Consider the following 22,453-nt stretch of genomic DNA (forward strand, 5'->3'; position numbering starts at 1 on the left):
ACACAAATATCATTATCGATTACTGCTCACCTCGAAACTAGCGTTGACGCTGTGGACTAATCAATCGCTTCTGTGTTGTTTTTTTGTCCACACCCGGAATATGGCATCCCCAACATGCATCTGCCCCGTCAGCCATTGCTGAAACGGGGCAGAGCATTTCAAAAGTCCACTGCACAAGATCACTTCACAAGATCGCTCCGCCAGCCCATGCCGGACTCTTCCATCAGGCGCTCATGCACACCCTCGATGTTGAGCTCAACCCAGTCTTCATAGTTGGCAAAGTCGCTGTAGGCCGAGAGGTCGGTATCCTGCTTGATCTGCTCCAGTGACTTGCCGGCGAGAATGCCATCCGTCACCTGGGAATACAGTGACTCCAGATAGGTCAGGTAGCGTTCGACATCGGCGTGATCACCGGTCTCGGCATGCCCGCCAACGAAGGTATCGAAGTCATATTCCAGCACTTCACGCGTCGAGTTGATCATGCCCTGGATGTCATAACTCCAGAGCTTCTGCCATGGCATGCGTCCGATGACGATCCAGTCCACCACGAACATCGTGGCGTGGTCCTTGAAGTACATGCTGATCGACCCGCGCCCGTCATTCGGGCCGTGATAGCGCAGCTGGACTTCCTTGCCGCCCAGTCGCAAGGTCATTTCATCCTCGAAGACGAGATCCGGCGGTACGGCCTTCGCCCGGGTATTGGCGATATCCTGAGCTGCCAGCCGGTGCGCGATGAAGGTGGTATCCGGCGTGTCGAAGACCTCGCCGCCATAGATGTGATCACTGTGGTTGTGGCTATACACCACATAGCGAACCGGAGTGTCGAAGCGCTGCTTGATCTCGTTGCTCAACCAGCTCGCTGCGGCGTGATTCATCGGGTCCGTCACCAGTGCGCCCTGATCGGTGATCATGAACACGGAGCGATGGCGATCATCGATGAAGCGATAGAGCCCCTCTCCGAGAGGTTCTATCTCATAGGCCTGGGCCTGCAGACTGAAAGGAAGCGCTGCCAGCGCCAGTAGTGTCTTGAGGGGGCTCAGCATCGGAGGAAATCCTCGCATCAGGTGTTGTTGTCGTGATCTCCCACTACTCTGCGTCACGTAGAGTCCCTACGTGATACGCAAGAGCTATCGACATGGATGCCCACTCAATGCGGGCAGAAACGAGGTTTGGAAAAGAGGTCGCCTGATCAACTAGCAATCTCATCCTCCTCAATGAAAGGCACTGAGCAAGCGTGGTGCATCAGCAGTGAAGAACCTGAGCCCTTTTTGCAGATGCGCAAGACATGCCTCAACCGCCACGGTCATCTCGCGTCCGCTACGCGTACAGATCTGTGCTCGGGTGGCCGCCAGCGCCGGATGTTGCATCGGCAGCAGACAGATATCGCCACGTTTCAGCTCTTCCACCACACTCAACTCTGGCATGAAAGTCACACCAATCCCCGAGCGCACGAAATTCTTGAGCACCGAGACCGAGTTGGTACGCAACTGCGCACGTAGCGCGACCCGCTCTTGTTGTGCTGCCTGATTGACCATCTGACGCATGCCGGTGCATTCATCAATCAAGGCCAACGGATAGTCAGCGACCTGCGCCAGTGTCAGCGGCTTGCCAATCTCGAGTAACGGATGCGAGGGCGGCACGATAAGATCCAGCGGCTGACAGGTTTCGACATGACAGCACAGAATAGGGTCTACGGGCGGGGCGTAGAGCAGCGCGATATCCACCTCGAAGTCGCGCAACAGCTCGGTCGCCTCATTCACCCCCGCCATGCGCACCACCACCTCGATACCCGGATGACGCGCCATGAAGCTCTGCAGAGGCAGCGAGATCAGATCGGCGATGAAGCCCTCGCCCACCGCGATTCGCACCTCACCGCTACGCAGCCCCTGCAGGGCACTCAGCTGCGAGAGCGCTGCGGCCTCTGCCGCCTGCTGACGATGAAAGTGATCCAGCAGCAACACCCCGGCCTGGGTCGCACGCATGCCCGTCTCGCTGCGCTCGCACAGCGCGACACCCACCTCTTCTTCCAGCTGCTTGATCTGGCGGCTGACCGCGGAAGGGTCGAGATTCAGGTGCCGTGCCGCACGGCGCAGTGAGCCGCGACGGATGATTTCATTCAGCGCCGTCAGCGCCTTGGGATTGAGCATGAAGACAGTACCCGCCAGCAGCAGTGGAGGAAGAGGCAAGACTCGGATCACTCAGGATATCCTTGCAGATCAAGCGACTCCAGAGGCCCATATCAGGAAGCGAGCGACAACGAAAAAGGAGCCGCATGAGCGGCTCCTTGTGGTTCGACGTGATCAGCAGTTGCCTTTCTTGGCCTGGCCTGGTGGGCAGAAGTCGCCGCCTCCACGCTTGTGGTCATGGTGTCCATCACCGATCTCAATGATGGGTTCGGCATCGATCCGCGCCGGTGTATAACTGCACCCTGCCACGAAAAGGGCACTCAGCATCACAAGGCTGACAACTCGCACGCTAGACTTCATCATCATTCCTTTTCATGAAAAAACACATTTCTCGATGCCCCACATCGTACCGGAATGCACGCCATCGAGAACGCAATTTCTCAACGAGTGGTAATGTGAGTCCCAAGATTGCGGCATCAATCACGACAGGATCTGACCATGTTCGATTTCAAGGAAGTGGAAGCCTTCGTGTGGATCACACGCCTGGGGTCGTTCCGGCTGGCTGCCCAGCATCTGCATCTGACCCAGCCGTCGATTTCCGAGCGTATCAACAAGCTGGAAACCACCTTGGAAACTCGCCTGTTGGAGCGCACTCGCCGGCCGGTACAGCCCACTCTCAAGGGGCGCGAATTCTATCGCCACGCCGAGGCGCTGCTGGAAGCGCGCCAGAAAGCCCTGTCCATGATGGCGTTGAGCACGCCCTTCCAGGGAGTGTTGCGACTGGGCGTCGTGGAGACCGTGGCGCATAGCTGGCTGCCCGGCTTTCTGGCCGAACTGGCGCGCCGCTACCCGGATCTCACGCTGGAACTGGAGGTCGACAGCTCCCCGGGGCTTGCCGCCATGCTCACCGCCGGCGATATCGACCTCGCCTTCCTGATGGGGCCAGTCACGGCGGAGAACGTGCTCAATCGTTTTCTGTGCAACTACACGATGGGCTTCGTGATCAGTCCAGCTCTTGGCTTCACCGAAGACAACTTCTCGTTACGGCGCCTGAATCATCTGCCGCTGATCTCGTTTGCCCGCAACAGCCGGCCGCACCATGAACTTGGCTCCATGCTGCATCAGATGGGACTCGATGACGTGAAGCTGCATTGCTCAAGCTCCTTGTGGACCATCGTGCGCATGACCCTGGATGGCCTGGGCGTCGGCGCCATCCCGCCGCGCATCGTCGCCGAGGAAATCCGCCAGGGCACCCTGCTCAGCCTGCCCTGCGACCTCCCCGAACTGACCTTCACCGCCTCCTGGCCGACCCATATGGAAAGCGCCCTCGCCGAAGGGGTCTGCGAGCTTGCCATCGAGATCGCCCGCCAGGATCAGGAGGCGCATTCACGCCTGTCCTGAGCATCGCTGTCTGCCAACGACGCTCTCGCATTCCCCATGTTCCTGCTCCCACGTTTCCTGTCTCGCTCACGTCTCGCGGGCCTGCGACGGGCCATTTCACACACCACATGAAAGGAATTTCCGATGGCTTGACTCGATAAAAATCGATTGGATTTATCCGGGCGTGCTTCTTATGGTGAAGACAGACAACAACAACTTCACAAGAAGCCCCCACGATGCCCCAGACACTTCTCAGTGCCGCGTCGTCCCCCCGCGAGGCACGCGAGCAGATCCGTAGCGGACAATGGGCCAGCCACACCAGCGGTATCGCTGCCGGCTTTGCCCAGACCAACCTGATCATCCTGCCAGCAGAGGCTGCCAGTGAGTTCCTGCAATTCTGTCAGGCCAATCCCAAGGCCTGCCCGTTGCTGGATGTCACGGCCGTCGGTTCTCCCGCCTCGACAGGGCTCGGTGAGAACATCGACCTGCGCCACGACCTGCCTGCCTATCACATCTACCGTCACGGTGTGCTGGAAGAAACGCGCGCGGATATCGCCGCCCTGTGGCAGGACGATTTCGTGGCGTTCTCCATCGGCTGCTCGTTCTCGTTCGAAGAGGCACTACTCAACGAGGGTGTCGAGGTCCGCCATGCGCGCCTTAAGCGCAATGTGCCGATGTATCGCACCAATATTCCGCTGATCAGTGCCGGACGCTTCTACGGCAACCTGGTGGTGTCCCTGCGTCCGATGTCGGCGGCGCACGCCATTCGTGCGATCCAGATCACCACCGACATGCCCCGTGTTCACGGCGCGCCCGTCCATCTGGGCGACCCCGCCTTGATCGGTATTTCCGATATCAACACCCCTGATTTTGGCGATGCGCCTACGCTTGAGACAGGCGATCTGCCGGTGTTCTGGGCCTGTGGCGTCACGCCGCAACTGGCGCTGGAGAATGCCCAGCTACCCTTGGCAATAGCGCATAGCCCGGGCCACATGCTGATTACCGACATTCCCAATCATCGCCTCAAATACGGATGACAAGCTGATGGGGCCAGGGATGTGCTCCGCTCTTTCCCCCTGACATCAAAAGCACAACACCAGATTCACAACAACAATGGTGACTCACATGAAGACACGTTTTGCCCTCTCCGCCCTTGGTCTCGCGCTAGCCGCCGCCGGCAGTGCTCATGCTGCCGACTCCCTCAACGTGGTGGGCAGCTGGAGCAGCCTGGAGCTGAACCGTCAGTTCGAGAAGCCCTTCTGGAGCGAGACACTGCCAGCCGCAAGCCAAGGTGAGCTGAGCACTCAGGTCACCACCTTTGACCAGATGGGCATTCCCGGTTCTGACGTCTATCGCTACCTGGGTGATGGTGTCTTTGATGTCGGCATGACCGTGGCTGACTACACCGTGTCGGACGCGCCGGAACTTGAAGGCCTGGATCTGCCGATGATGGCGCCGAGTGCCGCAGAGGCCAAGCAAGTCGCCGAGGCCTTCCGTCCGCTGGCCGAATCCACCATGAACAAGCGCTTCAACAGCCATGTGCTGGCCATCGTGCCGTATCCGGCTCAGGTGCTGTTCTGCAATACCCCGATTGAAGGACTTGATGGTCTGAAGGACAAGAAGGTGCGTGCCAGTGGCCGCTCCACCGGTGAATTCATCGAGGCGCTGGGCGCTCAGAGCTTGAATATCGCCTTCAACGAGGTCCCGGGGTCACTGGAACGCGGCGTGATCGACTGCGCCGTCACCGGCTCGCTCTCCGGTTACAGCGCTGGTTGGCATGAGGTCTCCAGTCACCTGCTGCCGCTGCCGCTGGGCGGATGGGATTACGTCATCACGGCGATCAACCAGGACAAATGGCAGAGTCTCGGTGAAGACACCCAGGCCTTGATGCAAGAGCAGATCGATACTCAGTTCACGGCGCCGGTCTGGGAAAACGCTCAGGGCGAGACGGCCCGTGGCGTGGCTTGCCTGACCGGTCAAGGCGAGTGCCCGCTGGGTGAAAGCGCGGACATGACCCTGGTGGCATCCAGCGATAGTGATGCCAAGCGCGCACGTGCTGCCCTCGAGTCCACCGTGCTCCCCGCCTGGGCTGCCCGTGTCGATGAGGCAACGCGCACCGCCTGGAACGAGAGTGTCGGCAAGGTCGTTGGCCTGACCGCTGAAGTGAAGTAAGCGCCGCACTCTGTATTTGTCATGCGTCGAGCTGACAGTGCATCGAACATCAGGCTTCAGGAATGGCATGTCGAAAACGGCATCTCATGAAGCGAATGCACTGTCAGCTCATGACGTCCCACTGCGGCATACGCAGATCTCCACTCGTCGCTGACAGGCGGCTCTCAGCCGCAGAACATCACATTCTGATGCTCTGCGCCCAGGCAGGACCCGACTCATGAGTACCTTCATCCACGCACTCGATGTCGCCGTGTCGCTGACACGCGCCATCTCACGCCACGCTGCACGCCTGATGGGGCTGCTGCTGCTTGCGGTCGTCGCCTTCATCGGCGCTGAAATCCTGATGCGCCAGGTCTTCAACCATCCCCTGCCCGGCGTACATGAATACGCCGGCTACGTGCTGGCCATGCTCTCCGCGTGGGGACTGTCACACACCCTGATGGAGCGGGCCCACATCCGTATCGACGTGGTCCATGGCAAGCTACCGGCGCTATCACGCCATACGCTCGACATCATCGCGATGCTGGCACTCAATCTGGTGGCCTGGATCATTCTCATCAATGCCTGGCCGGTATTGGACAAGTCGCTGAGCAATGGCTCAACCGCCAATACACCACTGGCCACCCCACTGTGGATTCCCCAGATTCTCTGGTTGGCGGGCTATGCCTGGTTCGCCATCACGACCAGCGTATTGGGTCTGCGCGTACTGGCAGCAGCCTTCCTGCGCGATACCGACACGTTGAATATGCTAGCCGGCCCCGATCATGGCGAAGGTGAAGCAGCATTGGCTCAGGCCGCCTCCACGACAACCACCGCTGGCAAGGAGTCGCGCTGATGTTGGGTTTTCTCTCCGTGGGTATCCTCACGCTGCTACTGGCCGGCATACCGGTCGCTGTCACGCTGTTTCTGCTCGCCTTCGGCGTGGATCAGCTCTATTCCTTCTTTCCGCTGACCAAGGCGCTTGGACAGAACCTGTGGTCCGCCGCGGATTCCTTTCTGCTGATCGCGATTCCGCTGTTCGTGCTGATGGGCGAGATCATCGTACGTGCCGGCATTGCCGAAAAGGCCTATCGCGCCATGGACCACTGGCTGTCGTGGCTGCCCGGCGGCCTGCTGCACGCCAACATCACCACCTCTGCGCTGTTCTCGGCGACCTCCGGCTCCTCGGTGGCAACAGCGGCGACGGTCTCGACCGTGGCGCTCCCCCAGGGCAAGAAGCTCGGCTACGACCCCAAGCTGTTCTGCGGCAGCATCGCCGCGGGCGGCACCCTCGGCATCCTGATTCCGCCCTCGATCAACCTGATCGTCTATGGCTTCTTGACCGAAACCTCGATCCCGAAGCTGTTCATGGCGGGGCTGGTACCGGGCCTGGGCCTGGCAGCGCTGTTCATGCTGGCCTCACTGCTGCTGTGTGTCTGGAAGCCGTCACTGGGCGGTCCGCGCAAGAGCGCCTCCTGGAGCACCCGCTTCAAGAGCTTGTCGTTCCTGCTGCCGCTGCTGGTGCTGTTCATCGTCATCGTCGGCTCCATCTATCTGGGCTGGGCGACGCCCACCGAAGCCGCCGCCATCGGCGTGCTGGCCTCACTGGGCCTCGCCGCCATCAACCGTTCGCTGAACCTGTCGATGATCAGCCGCGCGCTGGACGGCACCGTCAAGACCACCTCGATGATCCTGTTCATCATCATGGCGGCCTCCTTCCTCAACTTCGCGCTGGCCTCCTCCGGCATGGTCCAGCAGGTCACCGGCCTGCTCGAGGCCTATGACCTGGGGCCCTTCGCGCTGCTGATGGCCGTCATCGCACTGTTCATCGTACTGGGCTTCTTCATCGAAACCCTGTCACTGATGGTCATCACCATCCCCATCGTCACTCCGCTGATCGTGGCGGCCGGTTACGACAAGGTGTGGTTCGGCATCGTAATGATCCTGTTCGTCGAGCTGGCACTGATCACGCCCCCCGTGGGACTCAATCTCTACATCGTGCAGGCCTCGCGACGTGGTGAAGCCTTTGCCGACATCATCATCGGCACCCTGCCGTATCTGGGCGCGATGCTGGTGATGGCAGCGCTGCTGGTGGCCTTCCCGCAGATCGCGCTGTGGCTGCCTTCGGCACTGTAAACCTGCTCTTGCCTGGCACCTGCTGGCAAGCCGGCAGGTGTCATTGGCGCCACACCGTTCATTCAAGAATTTTTCAAAGAACAACGACAACCCCGATAACGGAGCGATAAACCATGCTGACCTTTACCCATGATAACGGCGAATTCACTGTTGATATCCAGCGCGTCGCCATCGCTGGCTGGGCCGGACGCGACCAGGCGGGCGTGCAGCACCATATCGACGAGCTCAAGCTGCTGGGTGTGGCACCGCCCTCCCAGACTCCGCTGTTCTACCGCGTGAGCCGCGAGACGCTGACCCAGGCCTCTCAGGTCGCGATGCTCGGCGGCGAAGGCTCCGGTGAGGTCGAGACTTGTCTGGTCAGCGACGCCGAGGGCACCCTGTGGGTAACGATCGCCTCGGATCACACCGACCGCAAGCTCGAGGCCGTCGGCGTCGCCGAATCCAAGCAGCTGTGCGCCAAGCCGATCGCCCGCCATGCCTGGAAGCTCAGTGATGTCATCGATCACTGGGACAGCTTGCAGATCGAGAGCGAAATCGAGGACGCCGGCAAGACCGTGCGCTACCAGCAAGGCACCCTCGCCGAGTTGCTGCCGGTCGCCACCTTGATGGAGCGCCTGCCCGCCGCCATCGCCAAGGATGGCAGCCTGGCCCCCAACAGCGTGCTGCTGTGCGGTACCGTACCGGCCATTGGTGGCATCCGCCCCAGCCCCAGCTTTACCATGCGTTTGATGGACCCGATACTGAACCGCAGCATCGAGCATCGTTACGTGGTAGAGGAACTGGAGGTAGTCGCATGAATCAGGCTAAAGCCCACGAATTCTGGCAGCGCTCACCGCGAGAGCGTTCGCTAATCGCGCTTGAGCAGGCCTATCAGGTGGGCGACTTCACGCCAGAAGATACTGCCGACATCATCAAAGAGCGTCATCACACGCTCAAGGATGCCGCCAGCCGCAGCGTCATTCATCTCGACAATGACGCTGCGGCGGCGCAGGCCAGTGCGCAGCAACACCTGCTCGCCAGCGGAGTTCGTCTGCCGCTGTCCGGCATGCCGATTACCATCAAGGACCTCATCGATGAAGCCGGTGCCATCACGTTGGCGGGTTCCAAAGCCCTCGCGAGCACCTCGCCGGCACAAAGAGATGCCCCTGCTCTGACGCGTCTCAAAGCCGCCGGCATCGTGCATGCCGGGCGCACCAGCATGAGCGAATTCGCCTTCTCGGGACTGGGTCTCAACCCACATGTCGGTACGCCGCCCAACCCCTTCGACGCTGAACGCATCACGGGTGGCTCGACCTCAGGTGGCGCGGCCTCGGTCGCCCTGGGATTGGCAGCCGCCACGCTGGGCAGTGATACCGGTGGATCACTGCGCATTCCGGCCGCCTTCTGTGGCCTGACCGGCTTCAAGCCCTCACAAGCCAGTGTCCCGGGAGACGGTGCCTTTCCGTTATCCCCCAGCCTCGATTGTCTCGGACCGATCGCTCCGACAGTGGCGTGCTGCCGTCGACTCTGGGAAGTGCTGAGTGGCCAGTCCGCAGAAGCCTCCCGTCTTACCCGCCCACTGACCCTGCTGGTACCGGACAGTGAGCTGGTGAGCGACGTCGATGAGGATGTCATCAGAGACTTCTCAGCACTGCTGGCGCGTATTGAAGCGCTGGGCGTGACCTTGGTCCGTCGTCCATTGGCGGCCATCGAGGAGGCCTGGGGAATCAACCAGCGCGGCGGCCTGGTAATTCCCGAGGCTGCCGCTGTCCATCATGAATTGATGGCGCAGCATGAGGCTGACTATGACCCCCTGATCGCTGACCGGCTGCGCAGTGGCCGCGACATCACGGCCAGTGAGTATCTGACGCGTCTGTGGCCACGTGCGGCCATTCAGCAACGCTTCGCTCAGCAAGTGCAGGATGTCGATGCGGTGTTGATGCCGACTGTCGCCATGCGCGCTCCGCGTCGTGATCTGCTGGAGCGGGATGCCGAAGCCTTCGCGGCGCTCAACAAGCGTGCCCTGCGCAACACCAGCGTATTCAACTACCTGGATGCCAGCTCGATCTCGATTCCGGCACCAGCGCCAGCAGGCGCGGAACCGATCGGCCTGATGCTGTCACGCCCTCGAGGGCAGGATGTTGCATTGCTGCGTGTCGCTGAGGCGCTGGAGAGTCTGATTCACGCGACTGATTGATGAGCCGAATGAAGTGAGTCGTGACGAAAACGCCCCTCAGGTGAGCCCTGAGGGGCGTTTTCATTCAGTCAGTGGATATGCGCAGAAGGAACTCCGACAAGGACAGATCGGCAGCGATAGTCTGGCGAGAGAAGTCAGACAATGATCACGACTCAGTCCACAGCCAAAGACCCAGTTTCTTGTACGCCTTGATGGCCCCCGGGTGATACGGCACCTTGCTGTCCCCCACCATCGCCTGAGGGTCAAAACGCGTAAAGACGCCATAGGCATTGGTCAGCACTGTCTTGTTGGCATACAGCGTCCTGACGAGCTCGGAGACCATCTCGTCATTCACATCAGCCACCAGATAGAAGTCCACCTCGATCCATGTGAGTCGGGCCTTCCACCACACCAATGGCATTGTCACTCGGTGACACTCTATTCCCGAACGCACGTCTAGACAGCTATCGCCCCTTGTGGCAACTCTCTGAAGCATTTTATATCCGAGTGCACGATGTAGAGATCCAAATCACAGGGGAGTGTTTTCGTCATGTTAGAAGCGCAGGTGACTCAAGAAGAGCGCCCGGCATGCGAACGACCGCCTCCTAGATTTTTACTTTCCCTGCAGAAAACCTGGATACGGAAAGGTGAGTTCTTTATCGAGGTGGGTTGCCACTAGAAAGATTGCACTGCGCATTCACGGGTGAAGGGTGCTTTCTCACTTATAGTAGACCCTTGTCCAAATGCCGGGTCCCGCGTGGTTAACTACGGTTTGGTAAATAACTCCGGCCGCTTGGTCTACCATTTCTTCATCGCTGCGATTGGCGACTTGTGGTGCAGTGCTTTCTGAGGAATATGTTGGTTGTATAGCCAACAGTAGCGTTCGAACGTCTGTTCCATGCCCTCACACTTGAGTCATAGCGCCGAATCACCAGTACGTCACTGATGCAGCCATTGAAACGCTCCCCCATGTCGTTCATCTGCGCTCTTCCCAGTTTGATCAATTGATGCTCGATACCATGGGCCTGACGCTCCTGATCGGAGAGGTGGCATCCACTGGGTTTTCGTTCACCTCCCACGGTGAAGCGATCGGTGAATGATTTTCCGTTAGACGTATAGATATCGCTTCTAATCCTCATCAGGCATTGGGGGCAGATGCTTGATGTCGATGTGCACGTACCGTGGCTTCTCGTTATCACCGACCTTCTCATCTACCGTTTCAATCGCATCTAGGTCAAAAATACAGAATTTGAATTTTACATAATCTCCTTACGGGTTGTCTTTCATTAGCTATTACTGTAGAGATTACTCTTCGGCACGCAAAATGGGGACTATCATGTTAAAAAAACACAATCTCAGGCGCGTTATCGCTTTGCATTTCATTAGCTTAGGCTTGGTGGCTTTTTCATTTTCGGCATTTGCAGACTCGCAAGAACTAGTGTCCGGCTGTCAGGACAAGGCGAATTCGATCAAGAAGCAAATCGAATATGCCAATGAACATAGCAATACTCATAAAGTGGAAGGGCTAAAGAAAGCTCTCACCGCTGTTGAGACTAGCTGTGATGAGGAGTCTTTGCTTAAAGACAGAAAAGACAAGATCAAAGAAAAAGAGGAAAAAGTAGAAGAACGTAGAGACGAGCTAGAAGAGGCCTTGTCAGAAGGTGATAGTGACAAGATAAGTAAAAGAGAGAGAAAATTGACCGAGGCTCAGAAGGCACTAAGTGAGGTTAAGAGTGAATTGACCGGCAGTGATGACCTATAGTTATTACAATAATAATACGGTGTAGCGCTTTATATTGTCTATAGAGCGCTACGCTTATGGCTGCAGGTTGAGCACACTTAAAACCCCTCCTACTCTATTATTTTCTTGTCTGTGAATCTCTGCGCTGCGACCTGTCGCTCAAAGACAATTTTTCATCCTTCCCTCTATTATTATGGCAAACTATATCGGGAACTCGAGGCCATTAGAGCCAAGGGGATTAAAATAATAGCTTAGTGATGCTTTTACTTTGAAATTCATATGTAGTGTATTGGCCCAATGATTCCGGACACCAGTGTAAGTAGTAATATCGCCACCATAAACGATGTGTCTAATGACTATCCCGTGTTCAAGCAGGAAGCTGGAAGCCAGTGTGTCCTTGAGAAGCGATGAAAGCGCTCTGGTGGTAAAACTCTGAATTACGCCTGACAACAGCGCGGTCAGTCAGAGAAAGTCATGTCCCACTCGGATCAGGGAGGCCAGCATGCCAACCGCAAGCTCCGTCAACGGCCCGCCCTCTCTCAACATTCCCCCTTCCTCTCTTCAACAAACACAAACGATAAGAGGGCCGCGATTGCGGCCCTCTTATCGTTTCGGATATCAACGAGCATTCTCGCCAGCGCTGATCATGCTTAGCGGTTGAGAATGATCGCCGTGATGGCCCCGCCGGCAACAGCTGCCAGCACGTAACGACCATCAATGTTCAACCAACGATGGCCCCGTGGCGGCTTCGAGAGATGACGGCCATGCCAATCGTTCACCCAGTAGCGCTCATTGGAGTAGTACTGGCGTGGGATATGGTCACCCCGCTTCCAATGATGAGAAGCCTGACGACGATGCTCCTTTGCGTGACGTCTCTCGTGCTTACGCTGTTGCTTTTCATGCTTGCGATGCTGTTTTTGATGTTTGCGGTCGTGCTGTTGATGCCCGTGCCCGTGCCCGTGGCCATGCCCGCGTCCATCTCGATCATGAGGGGATGCCAGCGCCAACGGCGCGATCATCAACGTGAAAATCATCATCAGAACGGTCAGTGTGCGATTACGCATAGCTGGCCTCCTCAGTGTGCCCGGATAAACTCAAGATACCAGGTGGTTAGGAAACAGTGTTGCGCAACCTTATCGACATTCACTGAACGACGCAAGTTACTGGCACGATATCGTATTATGTCGCCATTATCGTCTCTTTTGTCGCATCACAACCATGTTCAGTCGCAGATCACCTACAGAAGGCAAGCATCACCCACCTCGCGAATAATCAGGCTTTCGTGACAATTTACTTCGACCAGCCCCAAATCATCCCACCGACGTGTCGCCAGTGACGGACGCAAATATTCGCAATGTCGAATATCGTTACCCTGCACCTATCCACTCAATGACTCTTCACAACTTGATGGCCTTGAGATAAGGATGGATGCAACTCAAGGCCATCAAATGGGACAAAAATGCGGCCGGATATGCGGCCGCATGTCTAGTTCATCTTTGTATGGCGGTGGAACGGCCGAATAAACACGTAGAAAAGCCGCCTCGGGAAATGGCGGCCTCGTGGCAGAAGGTTCACTGGCCCAGCACGATCTCTTCGATGACACTCGTCTTGATATCCATCAGCACGAAGCCACTCTTTACCTGAAGCCAGCGCTTGTCTTGCCCAGGTTCCGAGAGAGAGTGCTGCTGCCAATCCTCTATCCAGTGACTCTTGTCCTCAGCAAAATCAGCTGGTACTTGCGCCCCCCGCCTCCAGAGGTGTGAACGCTTCTCTGTGCTTGGCGAGTCCTTCGCTACCACGGGCTCATTCTTCTGTTCTTCACTGAGCTGCTCCTTGAGCTGCTCCTTCTGCTGAATCTGCTTCAACTCCTGCATCTGTTGGCGCTGAACGCGTTCCGCCTTCGCCTGCCCCTCAAGAGCTTCGTGCTTCTTCTTGAGATGTTGCTCGCTACTCTTGTCGCTCTTGCCGTCCTCCGATGAGTCAGCATGCACGACGATAGGCCCCACCAATGCAAACGCCAAGGCCAGAACGGCAAATGATCTTTTCGCCATGTTGTAGCCTCCTCGACAGATTCAGTACTTTTGAGGCGCGCTGAGAGACACTCAGACAACCATGATTTAAGTCAGGAAGCATGGCCTCCAGATCTGCTTTATTACTGCCACTAGCATATCGCGCCAGCAGCGCAATTTGCGGTTGGATAACTCGGAATATGATTGTTTTTCAGCAGCCTGGCAGTCACTTGACGCCAGATATCACCTATCCGGATGAATATGAGCTGTGTTCATATCATCCCGATGTCGAAAAATCGATATGCAGATGATTGCCATCCGGATCACGCATGTGCAGCTGTATCTCGCCGATGGACGCAAGAACAATCCGTTGATAGGGAGTATTCGATGCCTCTAATTCCGACTCGAATGACTCGATATCAGTCGCGGCGAGAGAAAAATGTTCAAGCTTAAGATTAGCCTCCCCACCCACGGCCGCTTCCTCTCCAATATCGATCAGGTGTATGACCACGGCCTTCTCGGCGTAGAGCCAGGCACCACCAAAGGAGAAATCAGGCCGATCACCGGGATATAAGCCAAGTACCTCGCCATACCAACTCATCATCTCGTTCAGCTGACCAGTGCGAATATTCACATGATCGAGACGTTGTATGCCCATGCCTATCACCCTCTTCCAGACGAAAGAGTGCGGCCGGTTTCCCGGCCGCATTCATGATTCATACGCCAACACTTCCACTGAATCGTGGTGAGTGACTAGAAGCCTTCAAGCACGATCTTTCCCCTGGCCTTGCCGCTCTCCAGCAAGGCATGTGCGCGCTTGAGATTTTCGGCGTTGATGGTGCCGAAGGTTTCCGTTGCCGTGGAGGTGATCTTGCCAGTGTCCAGCAGACCCGCCACCTTGGTGAGGATCTCGCCCTGACGCGCGATATCAGCGGTGGTGAACAGTGAGCGAGTGAACATCAGCTCCCAGTGGATGGACACGGCCTTGCCCTTGAACGGCACGATATCGAGAGTCTGCGGGTCATCGATCATGCCGAAACGACCCTGCGGTGCGATCAACTCAGCCACTTGCGGTGCGTAGTGCTCGGAGAAATTGGTCGAGAACACGAAGGCCGGTGCACCGATACCCAACGCCTCGATCTGCGCCGGCAACGGCTGGCTGTGGTCGATGACGTGATGCGCGCCCAGCGACGTGACCCACGCTTGGGTTTCTGGACGTGAGGCGGTGGCAATGATGGTCAGATCCGTCAGTGCGCGCAGCAGCTGGATGGTGATGGAGCCCACGCCACCGGCACCGCCGATGATCAGGATGGCACGTGCAGCGCCGGGTACCGGCTCGGTGACACGCAGGCGATCGAAGAGCATCTCGAAGCCGGTCAGCGTGGTCAGCGGCAGCGCAGCCGCCTCATGGACCGCCACGGACCTGGGGGCATGACCGACGATGCGCTCATCTACCAGATGGAATTCGCTGTTGGTGCCGGCGCGGGTGATATCGCCGGCATACCAGACCTTGTCACCTGCGGCGAAGGAAGTGACCTTGTCACCGACGGCGACGACTTCCCCTACGGCGTCCCAGCCGATGACGGCAGCTTCGCCTGCGGCCGGCTCGCGGCTCTCGCGGATCTTGTAGTCCACCGGGTTGACCGAGACAGCGGCAACCTTGACCAGCAGGTCGTGACCGGTGGCGACCGGTGTGTCCAATTCGATATCGACCAGGGCATCATCACGATCGATGGAACCGGCAGCGTAGTAACCAATGGCTTTCATCAGAGTCTCTCCAGAACATCATGTCAGTGGCGGCAGCGCTGAATGGCTTTGCCGTGAAGCGATGACACCATGCTAACTCCATGGGCTGAGCGTAAAAACGACCCATATCCGCAAAGTTAATCCGGATAAAGCGGATAATGAGCAGCGAGTTTGCGGGTTGCCTCCAGGGAGACACCAGCGGGTAGTCGGCTACAGAGGCGAGGGGCAAGAGACGACAACGCAGGACGGTCATCAGACACGTCCTGCGTTGGGGAAATACGCTGACAGGCAAGACAGGGCGAAGGACTGGTCAGACAAGCCCTTAGCCTGCCGCAAGCAGAGCCTGTCAGTTGGCGGGTGTCAGCTTGAGCAGGTAGTAATGCTTGTCACTGCCATCGACACCCTGATTGAGCGCCGGGTGAGCATTCAGCTGATTGGTGGTGAGGTAGAGGCTGCCATCGGGCGCGAAGGCGAAGCCATCCGGCCAGCGCAGACGCTCATCATCCTGGGCAATGACCGACATGCCTTCGGGAGAGGAGAAGGTCAGCGCATTGTGCTCTGCGTCACCGGCGATGATGCCGCCGCGACTGGCGTCGAAGATGAAGCCATCATTGGGACGCTTGGCGGCGTAATGCGTGATGGCGCGCGACAGCTCCGCCTCCGTGGCGGTGTCATCGGCCAGCTCAGCCGCCGGCAGACGATAGATATCACTGCCATTCACGCCACCGAAATAGACGACGTCTTCTGCCGGGTCGAAGGCGATGGCGTTCAATCCCAGGTACCAGGGCTTCGGCCCGCCACTCTGCTCTCCCTCCCCATCACCATCGCCCTTGGCCGCCATCAGACGCCCATTGATGACCATGTCATGCGCCACCGGCATCAGCCTTTCATCGCTCTGCAGCACACGACGCGTCTTGCCACTGGCGATATCCACCACCACGAAGGCCGGTTTCATGTGGGAGGCGGGTGCAGTGAAGGTCATGTCCGCGATATAGATCTTGCCGCGCCTTTCATCGATGACGAAATCCTGCAGGAAGGAGATCGGCAGCACGCTGTCTCCCCCAAGCGGGATCACCTTCTTGAGCGAATCACTGCGGGTATCCCAGCCCACCAGCTTGGGCGCACTGTCCTGACTGCCCATGTCGAGCATCCACACCACGCCCTGACGGTCGGAATGTACGCCGATGATTGACGCGATGCCGACCTCGCCTTTTGCCGGGCCATCGGCCCAATCCAGGGTCGGGAATGGCACACGCTTGCCGTCCTGGGTGATCTCGACCACGCGCAGGGCCGGAGCATCGAGTGGCTGCTGGGACATGATCAGGCGGCCATCCGGCGTGAAGGTGATATTGCCGGGGCGGGTGTCCGAGTACTCGGCAAAGGTACTGAGGGTCGCGTGGCTCCAGGTACTGGCTGCGGCGCTCTGGTGGTTGTCGGCGGATGCTTCGGCCGCTGTGGCATCAGCCTGCACGACAGAGACAGCGCTGACGCCCAGCGAGGCGATGAAGATGGCCGTCTTGAGGCGAGAAAAACGCATGGGGACTCCTTGCCCGCCGGTTGGCGCCGTGCGCCGGGCCGGCAGGGACGATGAAGATGAGATAAAGAGACTGGATGATGACGTGGTCATCGCCCGGGGGTTGTAGAGATTCAGGTGCGACGAATCAGGCGCAAAGAATCAGGCGCGACGGCGCAGTTCATCTTCCAGTTCACTGAGACGCGGATTGCCGATGTAGAGCTGGGAGAGATCCTTGAGCGCCGCGGCGCCGATGAGCTGGCGAGCAAGCCTGTATTGTCTGTGTGGAATATCAGGACCACCTATCACCCGGAGGCCACACCTCAAGCGAAAGCCGTCATCTCTTGCAAGGTGAACTCAGTGACCGCGCCTTCTGTCGCTGCCACGTACTCTTCCAGATGCGGTGCCCGCATGTGCTGCTGCCACAGCTCACGCGAGACCCAGTTCTCGTGAAAGGTGAAATGTGCCGGGTTCTCGTTGTTCTGATGCAGGGTGTAAGTGAGGCAGCCTTCTTCAGCGCGGGTGATCGGCACCAGCTTGAGAAGCGCCGCCTTGACCTTCTCGATCTGGTCCGGCTTGGCGTGGATATTGGCGATGATGGTCAACCGGGACATGGAAGGAACTCCGTGATGTGTCAGGAAGGCTTGAGTTGCTCAAGCGATGTGATCATCCTAGTCACAAGCCTTGTCCGTATAAACATCCCCTTTTCGCAAAGATAATTCGGAAAAACCGCACAATGCTACTGGACAACATCGCGCTGTTTCTGACCATCGTCGAGAAAGGCAGCCTGACCGCCGCGGGGCGCGAGACGGGACTGTCGCCGACGACGGTATCGGAGCGTCTGGCTTCACTAGAGGCGCACTACGGGGTGGTGCTGCTCAACCGCACCACACGTGCCATCAGCCTGACCGAAGAGGGCCGCACGCTGATGGAAGAAGCCCGTGGTCTGCTCGACAGTGTCTCGGAGCTTGAGACCCGCATCCGCCTGGGCGCCCAGACACTCACCGGTCGAATTCGCATCAGCGCGCCGAGCGATCTGGGTCGCAACGCCCTGTCACGCGCCGTCACCGAATTTCAGCGTCAGCACCCCACCATCGAGATAGAGCTGCTGCTGTCGGACAGTTACGTCGATATCGTCAGTCAGGGGATCGATCTTGCCCTGCGTTTCGGCACCATCATGGACAGTAGCTTGCGGGTTCGCAGTCTTGGTCAGTTTCGGCGCGTGCTGTGCGCATCACCTGAGTATCTGACACGCCATGCCATGCCTGTAGAGCCCACGGACCTCAAGCAGCACAATTGTCTGGTGATGCGCTTTGGCAGAAGTCTCGACAATGAATGGCACTTGGGAGCTGACAAGAAAAGACACGTGGTCACGGTAGCTGGCAATCGCGTCGCCAACGATGGTGAGCTGGTACGTCAGTGGTGCCTCGAAGGCTTGGGTATTGCCCTGAAATCGGAGCTGGACGTACAGGATGATCTTGCTGAGGGCCGTCTGATAGAACTGCTACCTGACTACCCCACAGCCTCGGCACCTCTGCAATTGCTCTTCCCACCGTCGCGTACTCAGCCGCGACGCGTTCAGGCATTTTCCCAACACCTCATCCAATTCCTGCTCGGTTGATGTTTCCGCAAGTGGGGCTTCGCCGCAGACCTGTCACTCTCCCCAGACTACCCACAAACGCAAATCCCCCCACAAGCCACTAGCTTGCGGGGGGATTGATCAATCACTCGTCGCTCTCATACTCCTTCAAGACAAGCGCGTCACCCAGTGATCAATGCTCGTTCTTCAGCACATCTGCATAGCTCTTCTTCTGATACTGAGACTTGGTATCGCTCACCTTGGACTTGGCGCTGTCCTTGTGAGCGTTGCCCTGAGATTTGGCATTGCTCTTCTGATCGCTGACCTGGGACTTGGCATTACTCTTCTGATCTCTGATCTGAGATTTGGCACTGTCCTTGGTTTGCGAGTACTGAGCCTTGGCACTGGCTTTCTGCTCATCACCGAACTGTGACGCCAATGCCACTGAAGAACCTGCCATCGCCATGACCATCAGTGTTGCCAATGTAATATTGCGCATCATGTCTTCCTTGTCTCAACCTGCTGAAAGCTGCTTGCGCTGTTGAGAGATATCTCTCAAGGCACACCGTGAGAAGACACTAACCGCTTGATATTCCTACTCGCAAGCCTACCGCGATGACATGACGAATTCTTGCACCCTGAACTTTCGTTGTATGATTTTACCGACACTAGACGTGCGTCCTGCACTCTCAAATCTCAATTTGAGACTCAACAACGGGCATGCCGACGAACTCCCTTGACCCCTTGCGAGAAAAACACTCTCATTCATATCAACAGCAGACGAATACTCAAGCGTCGGCCGAAGATCATCTTTCATTGGCGCCACTTAACGATATCCATTATCAATCCAGTCACTTCTCTCTACGAGAATAAAAACACGTTTCGGCCTACCCAGGAGCTCCAGAAATGCCCCACGCGACCTGCACTTCAGAGAATCACTACATCCTCACCATCAGTTGTCCTGCTACATCAGGCATCGTGGCCGCCATCACGACCTTCCTCAGCTCGCATGAGTGCTATATCAGCGAACTGGCCCAATACGATGATGAGGACATGGGGCAATTCTTTCTACGAGCCCGCTTCCGCTTCAATGAAGGGGTAAAAGGCGACGTGGAGCACATGCGCCAGGCATTCGAGGATATCGCCTCACCGTTTGGGATGGAGTGGCAGATGCATGGTGCACGCCAGAAGATGCCGGTGTTGATCATGGTATCCAAGTTTGATCACTGCCTGGATGACTTGCTCTATCACTACCGCAAGGGTGAGCTGAACATGCAGATCACGGCGGTCGTTTCCAATCACCTTGATCTGCGTCCGATGGTCGAGCGTGAAGGCATTCGCTTTGTCTATCTGCCCATCACCAAGGACACCAAGGCGCGTCAGGAAGCGGCACTGATGGACATCGTCGAGGAAACCGGCACCGAATTGGTGGTGCTGGCGCGCTATATGCAGATACTCTCAAATGAGCTTTGTCACAAGCTCTCCGGGCGCGCCATCAATATCCATCACTCCTTCCTGCCCGGATTCAAGGGAGCCAAGCCTTATCATCAGGCCCATGCACGCGGCGTGAAGCTGATCGGGGCAACCGCGCACTATGTCACCGCCGACCTGGATGAAGGGCCTATCATCGACCAGGCAGTTCAGCGGGTAGAGCACAACTTCGCACCCGATGATTTGGTAGCAGTCGGACGCAATACTGAAACCGAGGCACTCACCAATGCGGTGCGCTATCACATCGAGCGCCGCGTCTTCCTCGCCAATGACCGTACCGTCATCTTCAAGTAAGTCGATGAAAGACAATCCATACAAGGGAAGCGCTCTCATGAATACGCCGACGGCCCCAGCAGCCACATTTCAAGAAACGGCTCATCAGCAAACGGCGCGTTTGATCGATGGCAAAGCTGCCTCGATCCGCCTGCTCACGGAAGTCACGGCTGGAGTTGCAACCTTGGCCGCACAGGGTGTGACGCCGGGCCTTGCGGTAGTGTTGGTAGGTGATGACCCCGCCAGTGGCGTGTATGTACGCAACAAGCTCAAACGTACCGTCGAGTGTGGCATGCAGTCTTTCGAGCATCGTCTTCCAGTACAGACCACTGAAGCCGAGCTGCTGACATTGGTCGCTATGCTGAACGCCTCTGCCGAGGTTCACGGCATTCTGGTGCAACTGCCCCTGCCCGCCCATATCGAGGAAGCGGCAGTACTGGAGGCGATCGACCCCGCCAAGGATGTCGATGGATTTCACCGCATGAACGTCGGCGCGCTGGTACAAGGCGCGGATGCCTTGGCACCCTGTACGCCCACCGGCTGCATGCGTCTGTTGCGTGACACCTTCACTGAGCAAGGCGGTGACCTCTCGGGCCTGCACGCCGTGGTCATCGGGCGCTCCAATATCGTCGGCAAGCCAATGGCCATCCTGTTATTGGCGGCCAACTGCACCGTGACCCAGCTGCACTCGCGTAGCCAGAACTCCGCTGACCTGTGCCGTCAGGCCGACATCGTGGTTGCGGCCGTTGGCCGTCCGAACATGATCAATGCCGAGTGGATCAAGCCCGGCGCCGTGGTCATCGATGTCGGCATCAACCGTATCGAGCAGCCCGCCGAGGACAGCCCGACCGGAAAAGCTCGCACGCGTCTGGTTGGCGACGTGGACTTCGATACCGTGGTCTCGGTCGCTGGAGCCATCACCCCCGTACCCGGTGGCGTGGGCCCAATGACCATCGCCTGCCTACTCGCCAATACTTTGACTGCCGCCCGCCGTCAGTCAGCCTGATCAACAAAAGAAAACGGGCCTATTGGCTGCGTTCCTCTGACCTGGTTCATGCCACTGGCATGATTGGCGCTGATGATCTGCTTCACGCTAATGAGCGCAATGTGCCTGCCGCAGAGCATCCAGCTCCTTCAAATAGCGTTCCAGCACCAGATTGGGCGCGCGACTCTTGCGCGTGATGGCGCTGTAATAGGTGACATAGGAATAGGCCACGGGGCTGATGGCCTGCATCTTGCCATCACGGACCCAGCGCTCGGCATAGTGCGTGGGCAGGTAGCCCAGATAGCTGCCGGAAAGAATCAGGAAGGCGATGCCCTCACGATCAGTGGCAGACGCGGCGGCCTTGAGCGGCTCATGCAGGGCCTTGATGACGGGCGTCTGCGCATAGGCCGGCAGTACCGCGTCGTGCTGGCGTATGGCCTCTTCGCCCACGGGACGCCCCCGCGCCAGCGTCTCTCCCTGCGCGGGTTCTCGAAACAGGGCATGGCCGCGTGCACAGTAAAGGCAGGAGGTCTCCTCGTAGAGCGGCCGATACTCAAGCCCCGGCAAGGTCTTGAGCGTGGGGATCACGCCGGTATGCAGACGGCCATCCAGCACGGCACGCTCGATCTCGTTGGGGGGAATCATGCGAATGTTGATCATCACTTCCGGCCCATGGCGTTTCAGGGCGCTCAGGGCATGTGTGATGTGCATTTCGGGCATGGTGACGAGATTGTCGGTGATGCCGATGTTCAACTCACCCTTGAGCCAGGCATGCAGCCCGTTGACTCGCGTACGAAACCCTTCGGTGGCCGCTAGCAGCTGTGTCGCGGCTTCATAGACCTCACGGCCTTCATTGCTCAATGAAAAGCCACTTCGCCCTCGCTGGCAAAGCTTGAGACTCAAGCGTGTTTCCAGATCACTCATCGCCATGCTGATCGCCGCACGGCTGATATTGAGCTCCACTTCGGCGGCCGAAAAGCCACCGCACTCCACCACCTTGCGGAAGATTCTCAGCAAGCGTAGATCCGCGTCACCGAGTTGTCCGCTCATGGCCTCGCTTCGCCTGGACATCAAACCTCCCGATAAAACATCTTGTCTTGTTGTGGACCTTGCAATCCGCACAAGGCTATCGACGTCATGCAAGATGCATGCATAAAGTTAAGTAAAT

General features: G+C 57.9%; 23 protein-coding genes and 1 pseudogene. 11 read left to right on the top strand and 13 right to left on the bottom strand.

Translation table 11 applies throughout. From position 1 onward, the window contains the following. Positions 1 to 179: 179 nt before the first annotated feature. Together CFN46_RS09245 and CFN46_RS09250 are read right to left on the bottom strand one after the other, a co-directional pair. Positions 180 to 1,043, bottom strand: coding sequence for an MBL fold metallo-hydrolase (locus CFN46_RS09245; RefSeq protein WP_088743328.1), 864 nt, complete (start codon positions 1,041 to 1,043; stop codon positions 180 to 182). 168 nt (positions 1,044 to 1,211) lie between these two features. Next, positions 1,212 to 2,186 carry a LysR family transcriptional regulator gene (locus CFN46_RS09250; RefSeq protein WP_254918445.1) on the bottom strand — a complete coding sequence of 325 codons (975 nt, stop codon included), beginning with the start codon at positions 2,184 to 2,186 and terminating at the stop codon, positions 1,212 to 1,214. 438 nt (positions 2,187 to 2,624) lie between these two features. On the opposite strand from CFN46_RS09250, the gene CFN46_RS09260 reads away from it, so the two are divergent. The 7 genes from CFN46_RS09260 (at position 2,625) to CFN46_RS09290 (ending at position 9,969) form a co-directional block, all read left to right on the top strand. After that, positions 2,625 to 3,527, top strand: coding sequence for a LysR family transcriptional regulator (locus tag CFN46_RS09260; RefSeq protein ID WP_035160198.1), 903 nt, complete (start codon positions 2,625 to 2,627; stop codon positions 3,525 to 3,527). Positions 3,528 to 3,742: 215 nt separating this feature from the next. Next, entirely contained in the window at positions 3,743 to 4,543 is an 801-nt protein-coding gene (locus CFN46_RS09265) for a putative hydro-lyase (RefSeq protein WP_024952778.1), read from the top strand. 88 nt (positions 4,544 to 4,631) lie between these two features. Next, on the top strand, positions 4,632 to 5,678 hold the full coding sequence (locus tag CFN46_RS09270; RefSeq protein WP_024952779.1) for a TRAP transporter substrate-binding protein: 1,047 nt from the start codon (positions 4,632 to 4,634) through the stop codon (positions 5,676 to 5,678). 217 nt (positions 5,679 to 5,895) lie between these two features. Next, positions 5,896 to 6,513 (top strand): TRAP transporter small permease subunit, encoded by a 618-nt coding sequence (locus tag CFN46_RS09275; protein WP_024952780.1) that lies wholly within the window; start codon positions 5,896 to 5,898, stop codon positions 6,511 to 6,513. After that, positions 6,513 to 7,793, top strand: coding sequence for a TRAP transporter large permease (locus tag CFN46_RS09280; protein WP_088743329.1), 1,281 nt, complete (start codon positions 6,513 to 6,515; stop codon positions 7,791 to 7,793). Before CFN46_RS09275 ends, CFN46_RS09280 begins: the two co-directional genes overlap by 1 nt. Before the next feature lie 113 nt (positions 7,794 to 7,906). Continuing rightward, positions 7,907 to 8,590 carry a DUF2848 domain-containing protein gene (locus CFN46_RS09285; RefSeq protein ID WP_088743330.1) on the top strand — a complete coding sequence of 228 codons (684 nt, stop codon included), beginning with the start codon at positions 7,907 to 7,909 and terminating at the stop codon, positions 8,588 to 8,590. Next, entirely contained in the window at positions 8,587 to 9,969 is a 1,383-nt protein-coding gene (locus tag CFN46_RS09290) for an amidase family protein (RefSeq protein ID WP_024952783.1), read from the top strand. Before CFN46_RS09285 ends, CFN46_RS09290 begins: the two co-directional genes overlap by 4 nt. 145 nt (positions 9,970 to 10,114) lie before the next feature. Here CFN46_RS09290 and CFN46_RS09295 read toward each other — a convergent pair whose 3' ends face one another. Further along, positions 10,115 to 10,369, bottom strand: coding sequence for a TAXI family TRAP transporter solute-binding subunit (locus CFN46_RS09295; protein WP_176426445.1), 255 nt, complete (start codon positions 10,367 to 10,369; stop codon positions 10,115 to 10,117). Between the two features lie 377 nt (positions 10,370 to 10,746). Continuing rightward, positions 10,747 to 11,127 (bottom strand): annotated as a pseudogene (locus CFN46_RS17730) (integrase core domain-containing protein); the annotation flags it as partial. A 157-nt stretch (positions 11,128 to 11,284) separates the two neighbouring features. On the opposite strand from CFN46_RS17730, the gene CFN46_RS09305 reads away from it, so the two are divergent. Continuing rightward, positions 11,285 to 11,710 (top strand): DUF1090 domain-containing protein, encoded by a 426-nt coding sequence (locus CFN46_RS09305; RefSeq protein WP_088743332.1) that lies wholly within the window; start codon positions 11,285 to 11,287, stop codon positions 11,708 to 11,710. Between the two features lie 629 nt (positions 11,711 to 12,339). Here CFN46_RS09305 and CFN46_RS09310 read toward each other — a convergent pair. From CFN46_RS09310 to CFN46_RS09335, 7 genes are all read right to left on the bottom strand, one after another. Beyond that, complete coding sequence (locus CFN46_RS09310; RefSeq protein WP_088743333.1) at positions 12,340 to 12,753, bottom strand: RcnB family protein; 414 nt, start codon at positions 12,751 to 12,753, stop codon at positions 12,340 to 12,342. Positions 12,754 to 13,260: 507 nt separating this feature from the next. Beyond that, positions 13,261 to 13,740, bottom strand: a complete 480-nt coding sequence (locus tag CFN46_RS09315; protein ID WP_024952315.1) for an RcnB family protein — start codon at positions 13,738 to 13,740, stop codon at positions 13,261 to 13,263. A 235-nt stretch (positions 13,741 to 13,975) separates the two neighbouring features. After that, on the bottom strand, positions 13,976 to 14,356 hold the full coding sequence (locus tag CFN46_RS09320) for a VOC family protein (RefSeq protein WP_024952316.1): 381 nt from the start codon (positions 14,354 to 14,356) through the stop codon (positions 13,976 to 13,978). 95 nt (positions 14,357 to 14,451) lie between these two features. Further along, positions 14,452 to 15,465 (bottom strand): zinc-binding alcohol dehydrogenase family protein, encoded by a 1,014-nt coding sequence (locus CFN46_RS09325; RefSeq protein WP_088743334.1) that lies wholly within the window; start codon positions 15,463 to 15,465, stop codon positions 14,452 to 14,454. Positions 15,466 to 15,790: 325 nt separating this feature from the next. Further along, positions 15,791 to 16,981 carry an L-dopachrome tautomerase-related protein gene (locus CFN46_RS09330; protein WP_176426446.1) on the bottom strand — a complete coding sequence of 397 codons (1,191 nt, stop codon included), beginning with the start codon at positions 16,979 to 16,981 and terminating at the stop codon, positions 15,791 to 15,793. A 138-nt stretch (positions 16,982 to 17,119) separates the two neighbouring features. Beyond that, positions 17,120 to 17,266, bottom strand: a complete 147-nt coding sequence (locus CFN46_RS17425) for a hypothetical protein (RefSeq protein ID WP_176426447.1) — start codon at positions 17,264 to 17,266, stop codon at positions 17,120 to 17,122. 14 nt (positions 17,267 to 17,280) lie between these two features. Further along, positions 17,281 to 17,571 (bottom strand): putative quinol monooxygenase, encoded by a 291-nt coding sequence (locus CFN46_RS09335; protein ID WP_088743336.1) that lies wholly within the window; start codon positions 17,569 to 17,571, stop codon positions 17,281 to 17,283. 122 nt (positions 17,572 to 17,693) lie between these two features. On the opposite strand from CFN46_RS09335, the gene CFN46_RS09340 reads away from it, so the two are divergent. Then, positions 17,694 to 18,578, top strand: coding sequence for a LysR family transcriptional regulator (locus CFN46_RS09340; RefSeq protein ID WP_088743337.1), 885 nt, complete (start codon positions 17,694 to 17,696; stop codon positions 18,576 to 18,578). Positions 18,579 to 18,729: 151 nt separating this feature from the next. Here CFN46_RS09340 and CFN46_RS09345 read toward each other — a convergent pair whose 3' ends face one another. Beyond that, the gene (locus CFN46_RS09345) at positions 18,730 to 19,035 is read right to left on the bottom strand and encodes a hypothetical protein (RefSeq protein WP_088743338.1); all 306 of its coding nucleotides are present in this window, start codon (positions 19,033 to 19,035) and stop codon (positions 18,730 to 18,732) included. Between the two features lie 407 nt (positions 19,036 to 19,442). On the opposite strand from CFN46_RS09345, the gene purU reads away from it, so the two are divergent. Beyond that, the gene (gene purU, locus CFN46_RS09350; RefSeq protein WP_024952321.1) at positions 19,443 to 20,321 is read left to right on the top strand and encodes a formyltetrahydrofolate deformylase; all 879 of its coding nucleotides are present in this window, start codon (positions 19,443 to 19,445) and stop codon (positions 20,319 to 20,321) included. 37 nt (positions 20,322 to 20,358) lie between these two features. After that, positions 20,359 to 21,306 (top strand): bifunctional methylenetetrahydrofolate dehydrogenase/methenyltetrahydrofolate cyclohydrolase FolD, encoded by a 948-nt coding sequence (gene folD, locus CFN46_RS09355; protein WP_051510930.1) that lies wholly within the window; start codon positions 20,359 to 20,361, stop codon positions 21,304 to 21,306. 87 nt (positions 21,307 to 21,393) lie between these two features. Here the strand turns inward: folD and CFN46_RS09360 are convergent, their stop codons facing one another. Beyond that, a complete protein-coding gene (locus tag CFN46_RS09360) occupies positions 21,394 to 22,356 on the bottom strand; it encodes a LysR family transcriptional regulator (RefSeq protein WP_024952322.1) in 963 nt (320 codons plus the stop codon). Positions 22,357 to 22,453: the final 97 nt, after the last annotated feature.

Source organism: Cobetia sp. QF-1, assembly GCF_002213105.1.
In the GTDB taxonomy this organism is placed as follows: domain Bacteria; phylum Pseudomonadota; class Gammaproteobacteria; order Pseudomonadales; family Halomonadaceae; genus Cobetia; species Cobetia crustatorum.

Bases quoted from the DNA above. Each gene is read 5' to 3' on its own strand.
- CFN46_RS09245 (WP_088743328.1), bottom strand. From the start codon at position 1,043: ATGCTGAGCCCCCTCAAGACACTACTGGCGCTGGCAGCGCTTCCTTTC.
- CFN46_RS09260 (WP_035160198.1), top strand. From the start codon at position 2,625: ATGTTCGATTTCAAGGAAGTGGAAGCCTTCGTGTGGATCACACGCCTG.
- CFN46_RS09265 (WP_024952778.1), top strand. From the start codon at position 3,743: ATGCCCCAGACACTTCTCAGTGCCGCGTCGTCCCCCCGCGAGGCACGC.
- CFN46_RS09270 (WP_024952779.1), top strand. From the start codon at position 4,632: ATGAAGACACGTTTTGCCCTCTCCGCCCTTGGTCTCGCGCTAGCCGCC.
- CFN46_RS09275 (WP_024952780.1), top strand. From the start codon at position 5,896: ATGAGTACCTTCATCCACGCACTCGATGTCGCCGTGTCGCTGACACGC.
- CFN46_RS09280 (WP_088743329.1), top strand. From the start codon at position 6,513: ATGTTGGGTTTTCTCTCCGTGGGTATCCTCACGCTGCTACTGGCCGGC.
- CFN46_RS09285 (WP_088743330.1), top strand. From the start codon at position 7,907: ATGCTGACCTTTACCCATGATAACGGCGAATTCACTGTTGATATCCAG.
- CFN46_RS09290 (WP_024952783.1), top strand. From the start codon at position 8,587: ATGAATCAGGCTAAAGCCCACGAATTCTGGCAGCGCTCACCGCGAGAG.
- CFN46_RS09295 (WP_176426445.1), bottom strand. From the start codon at position 10,369: ATGCCATTGGTGTGGTGGAAGGCCCGACTCACATGGATCGAGGTGGAC.
- CFN46_RS09305 (WP_088743332.1), top strand. From the start codon at position 11,285: ATGTTAAAAAAACACAATCTCAGGCGCGTTATCGCTTTGCATTTCATT.
- CFN46_RS09310 (WP_088743333.1), bottom strand. From the start codon at position 12,753: ATGCGTAATCGCACACTGACCGTTCTGATGATGATTTTCACGTTGATG.
- CFN46_RS09315 (WP_024952315.1), bottom strand. From the start codon at position 13,740: ATGGCGAAAAGATCATTTGCCGTTCTGGCCTTGGCGTTTGCATTGGTG.
- CFN46_RS09320 (WP_024952316.1), bottom strand. From the start codon at position 14,356: ATGGGCATACAACGTCTCGATCATGTGAATATTCGCACTGGTCAGCTG.
- CFN46_RS09325 (WP_088743334.1), bottom strand. From the start codon at position 15,465: ATGAAAGCCATTGGTTACTACGCTGCCGGTTCCATCGATCGTGATGAT.
- CFN46_RS09330 (WP_176426446.1), bottom strand. From the start codon at position 16,981: ATGCGTTTTTCTCGCCTCAAGACGGCCATCTTCATCGCCTCGCTGGGC.
- CFN46_RS09335 (WP_088743336.1), bottom strand. From the start codon at position 17,571: ATGTCCCGGTTGACCATCATCGCCAATATCCACGCCAAGCCGGACCAG.
- CFN46_RS09340 (WP_088743337.1), top strand. From the start codon at position 17,694: ATGCTACTGGACAACATCGCGCTGTTTCTGACCATCGTCGAGAAAGGC.
- CFN46_RS09345 (WP_088743338.1), bottom strand. From the start codon at position 19,035: ATGCGCAATATTACATTGGCAACACTGATGGTCATGGCGATGGCAGGT.
- purU (WP_024952321.1), top strand. From the start codon at position 19,443: ATGCCCCACGCGACCTGCACTTCAGAGAATCACTACATCCTCACCATC.
- folD (WP_051510930.1), top strand. From the start codon at position 20,359: ATGAATACGCCGACGGCCCCAGCAGCCACATTTCAAGAAACGGCTCAT.
- CFN46_RS09360 (WP_024952322.1), bottom strand. From the start codon at position 22,356: ATGTCCAGGCGAAGCGAGGCCATGAGCGGACAACTCGGTGACGCGGAT.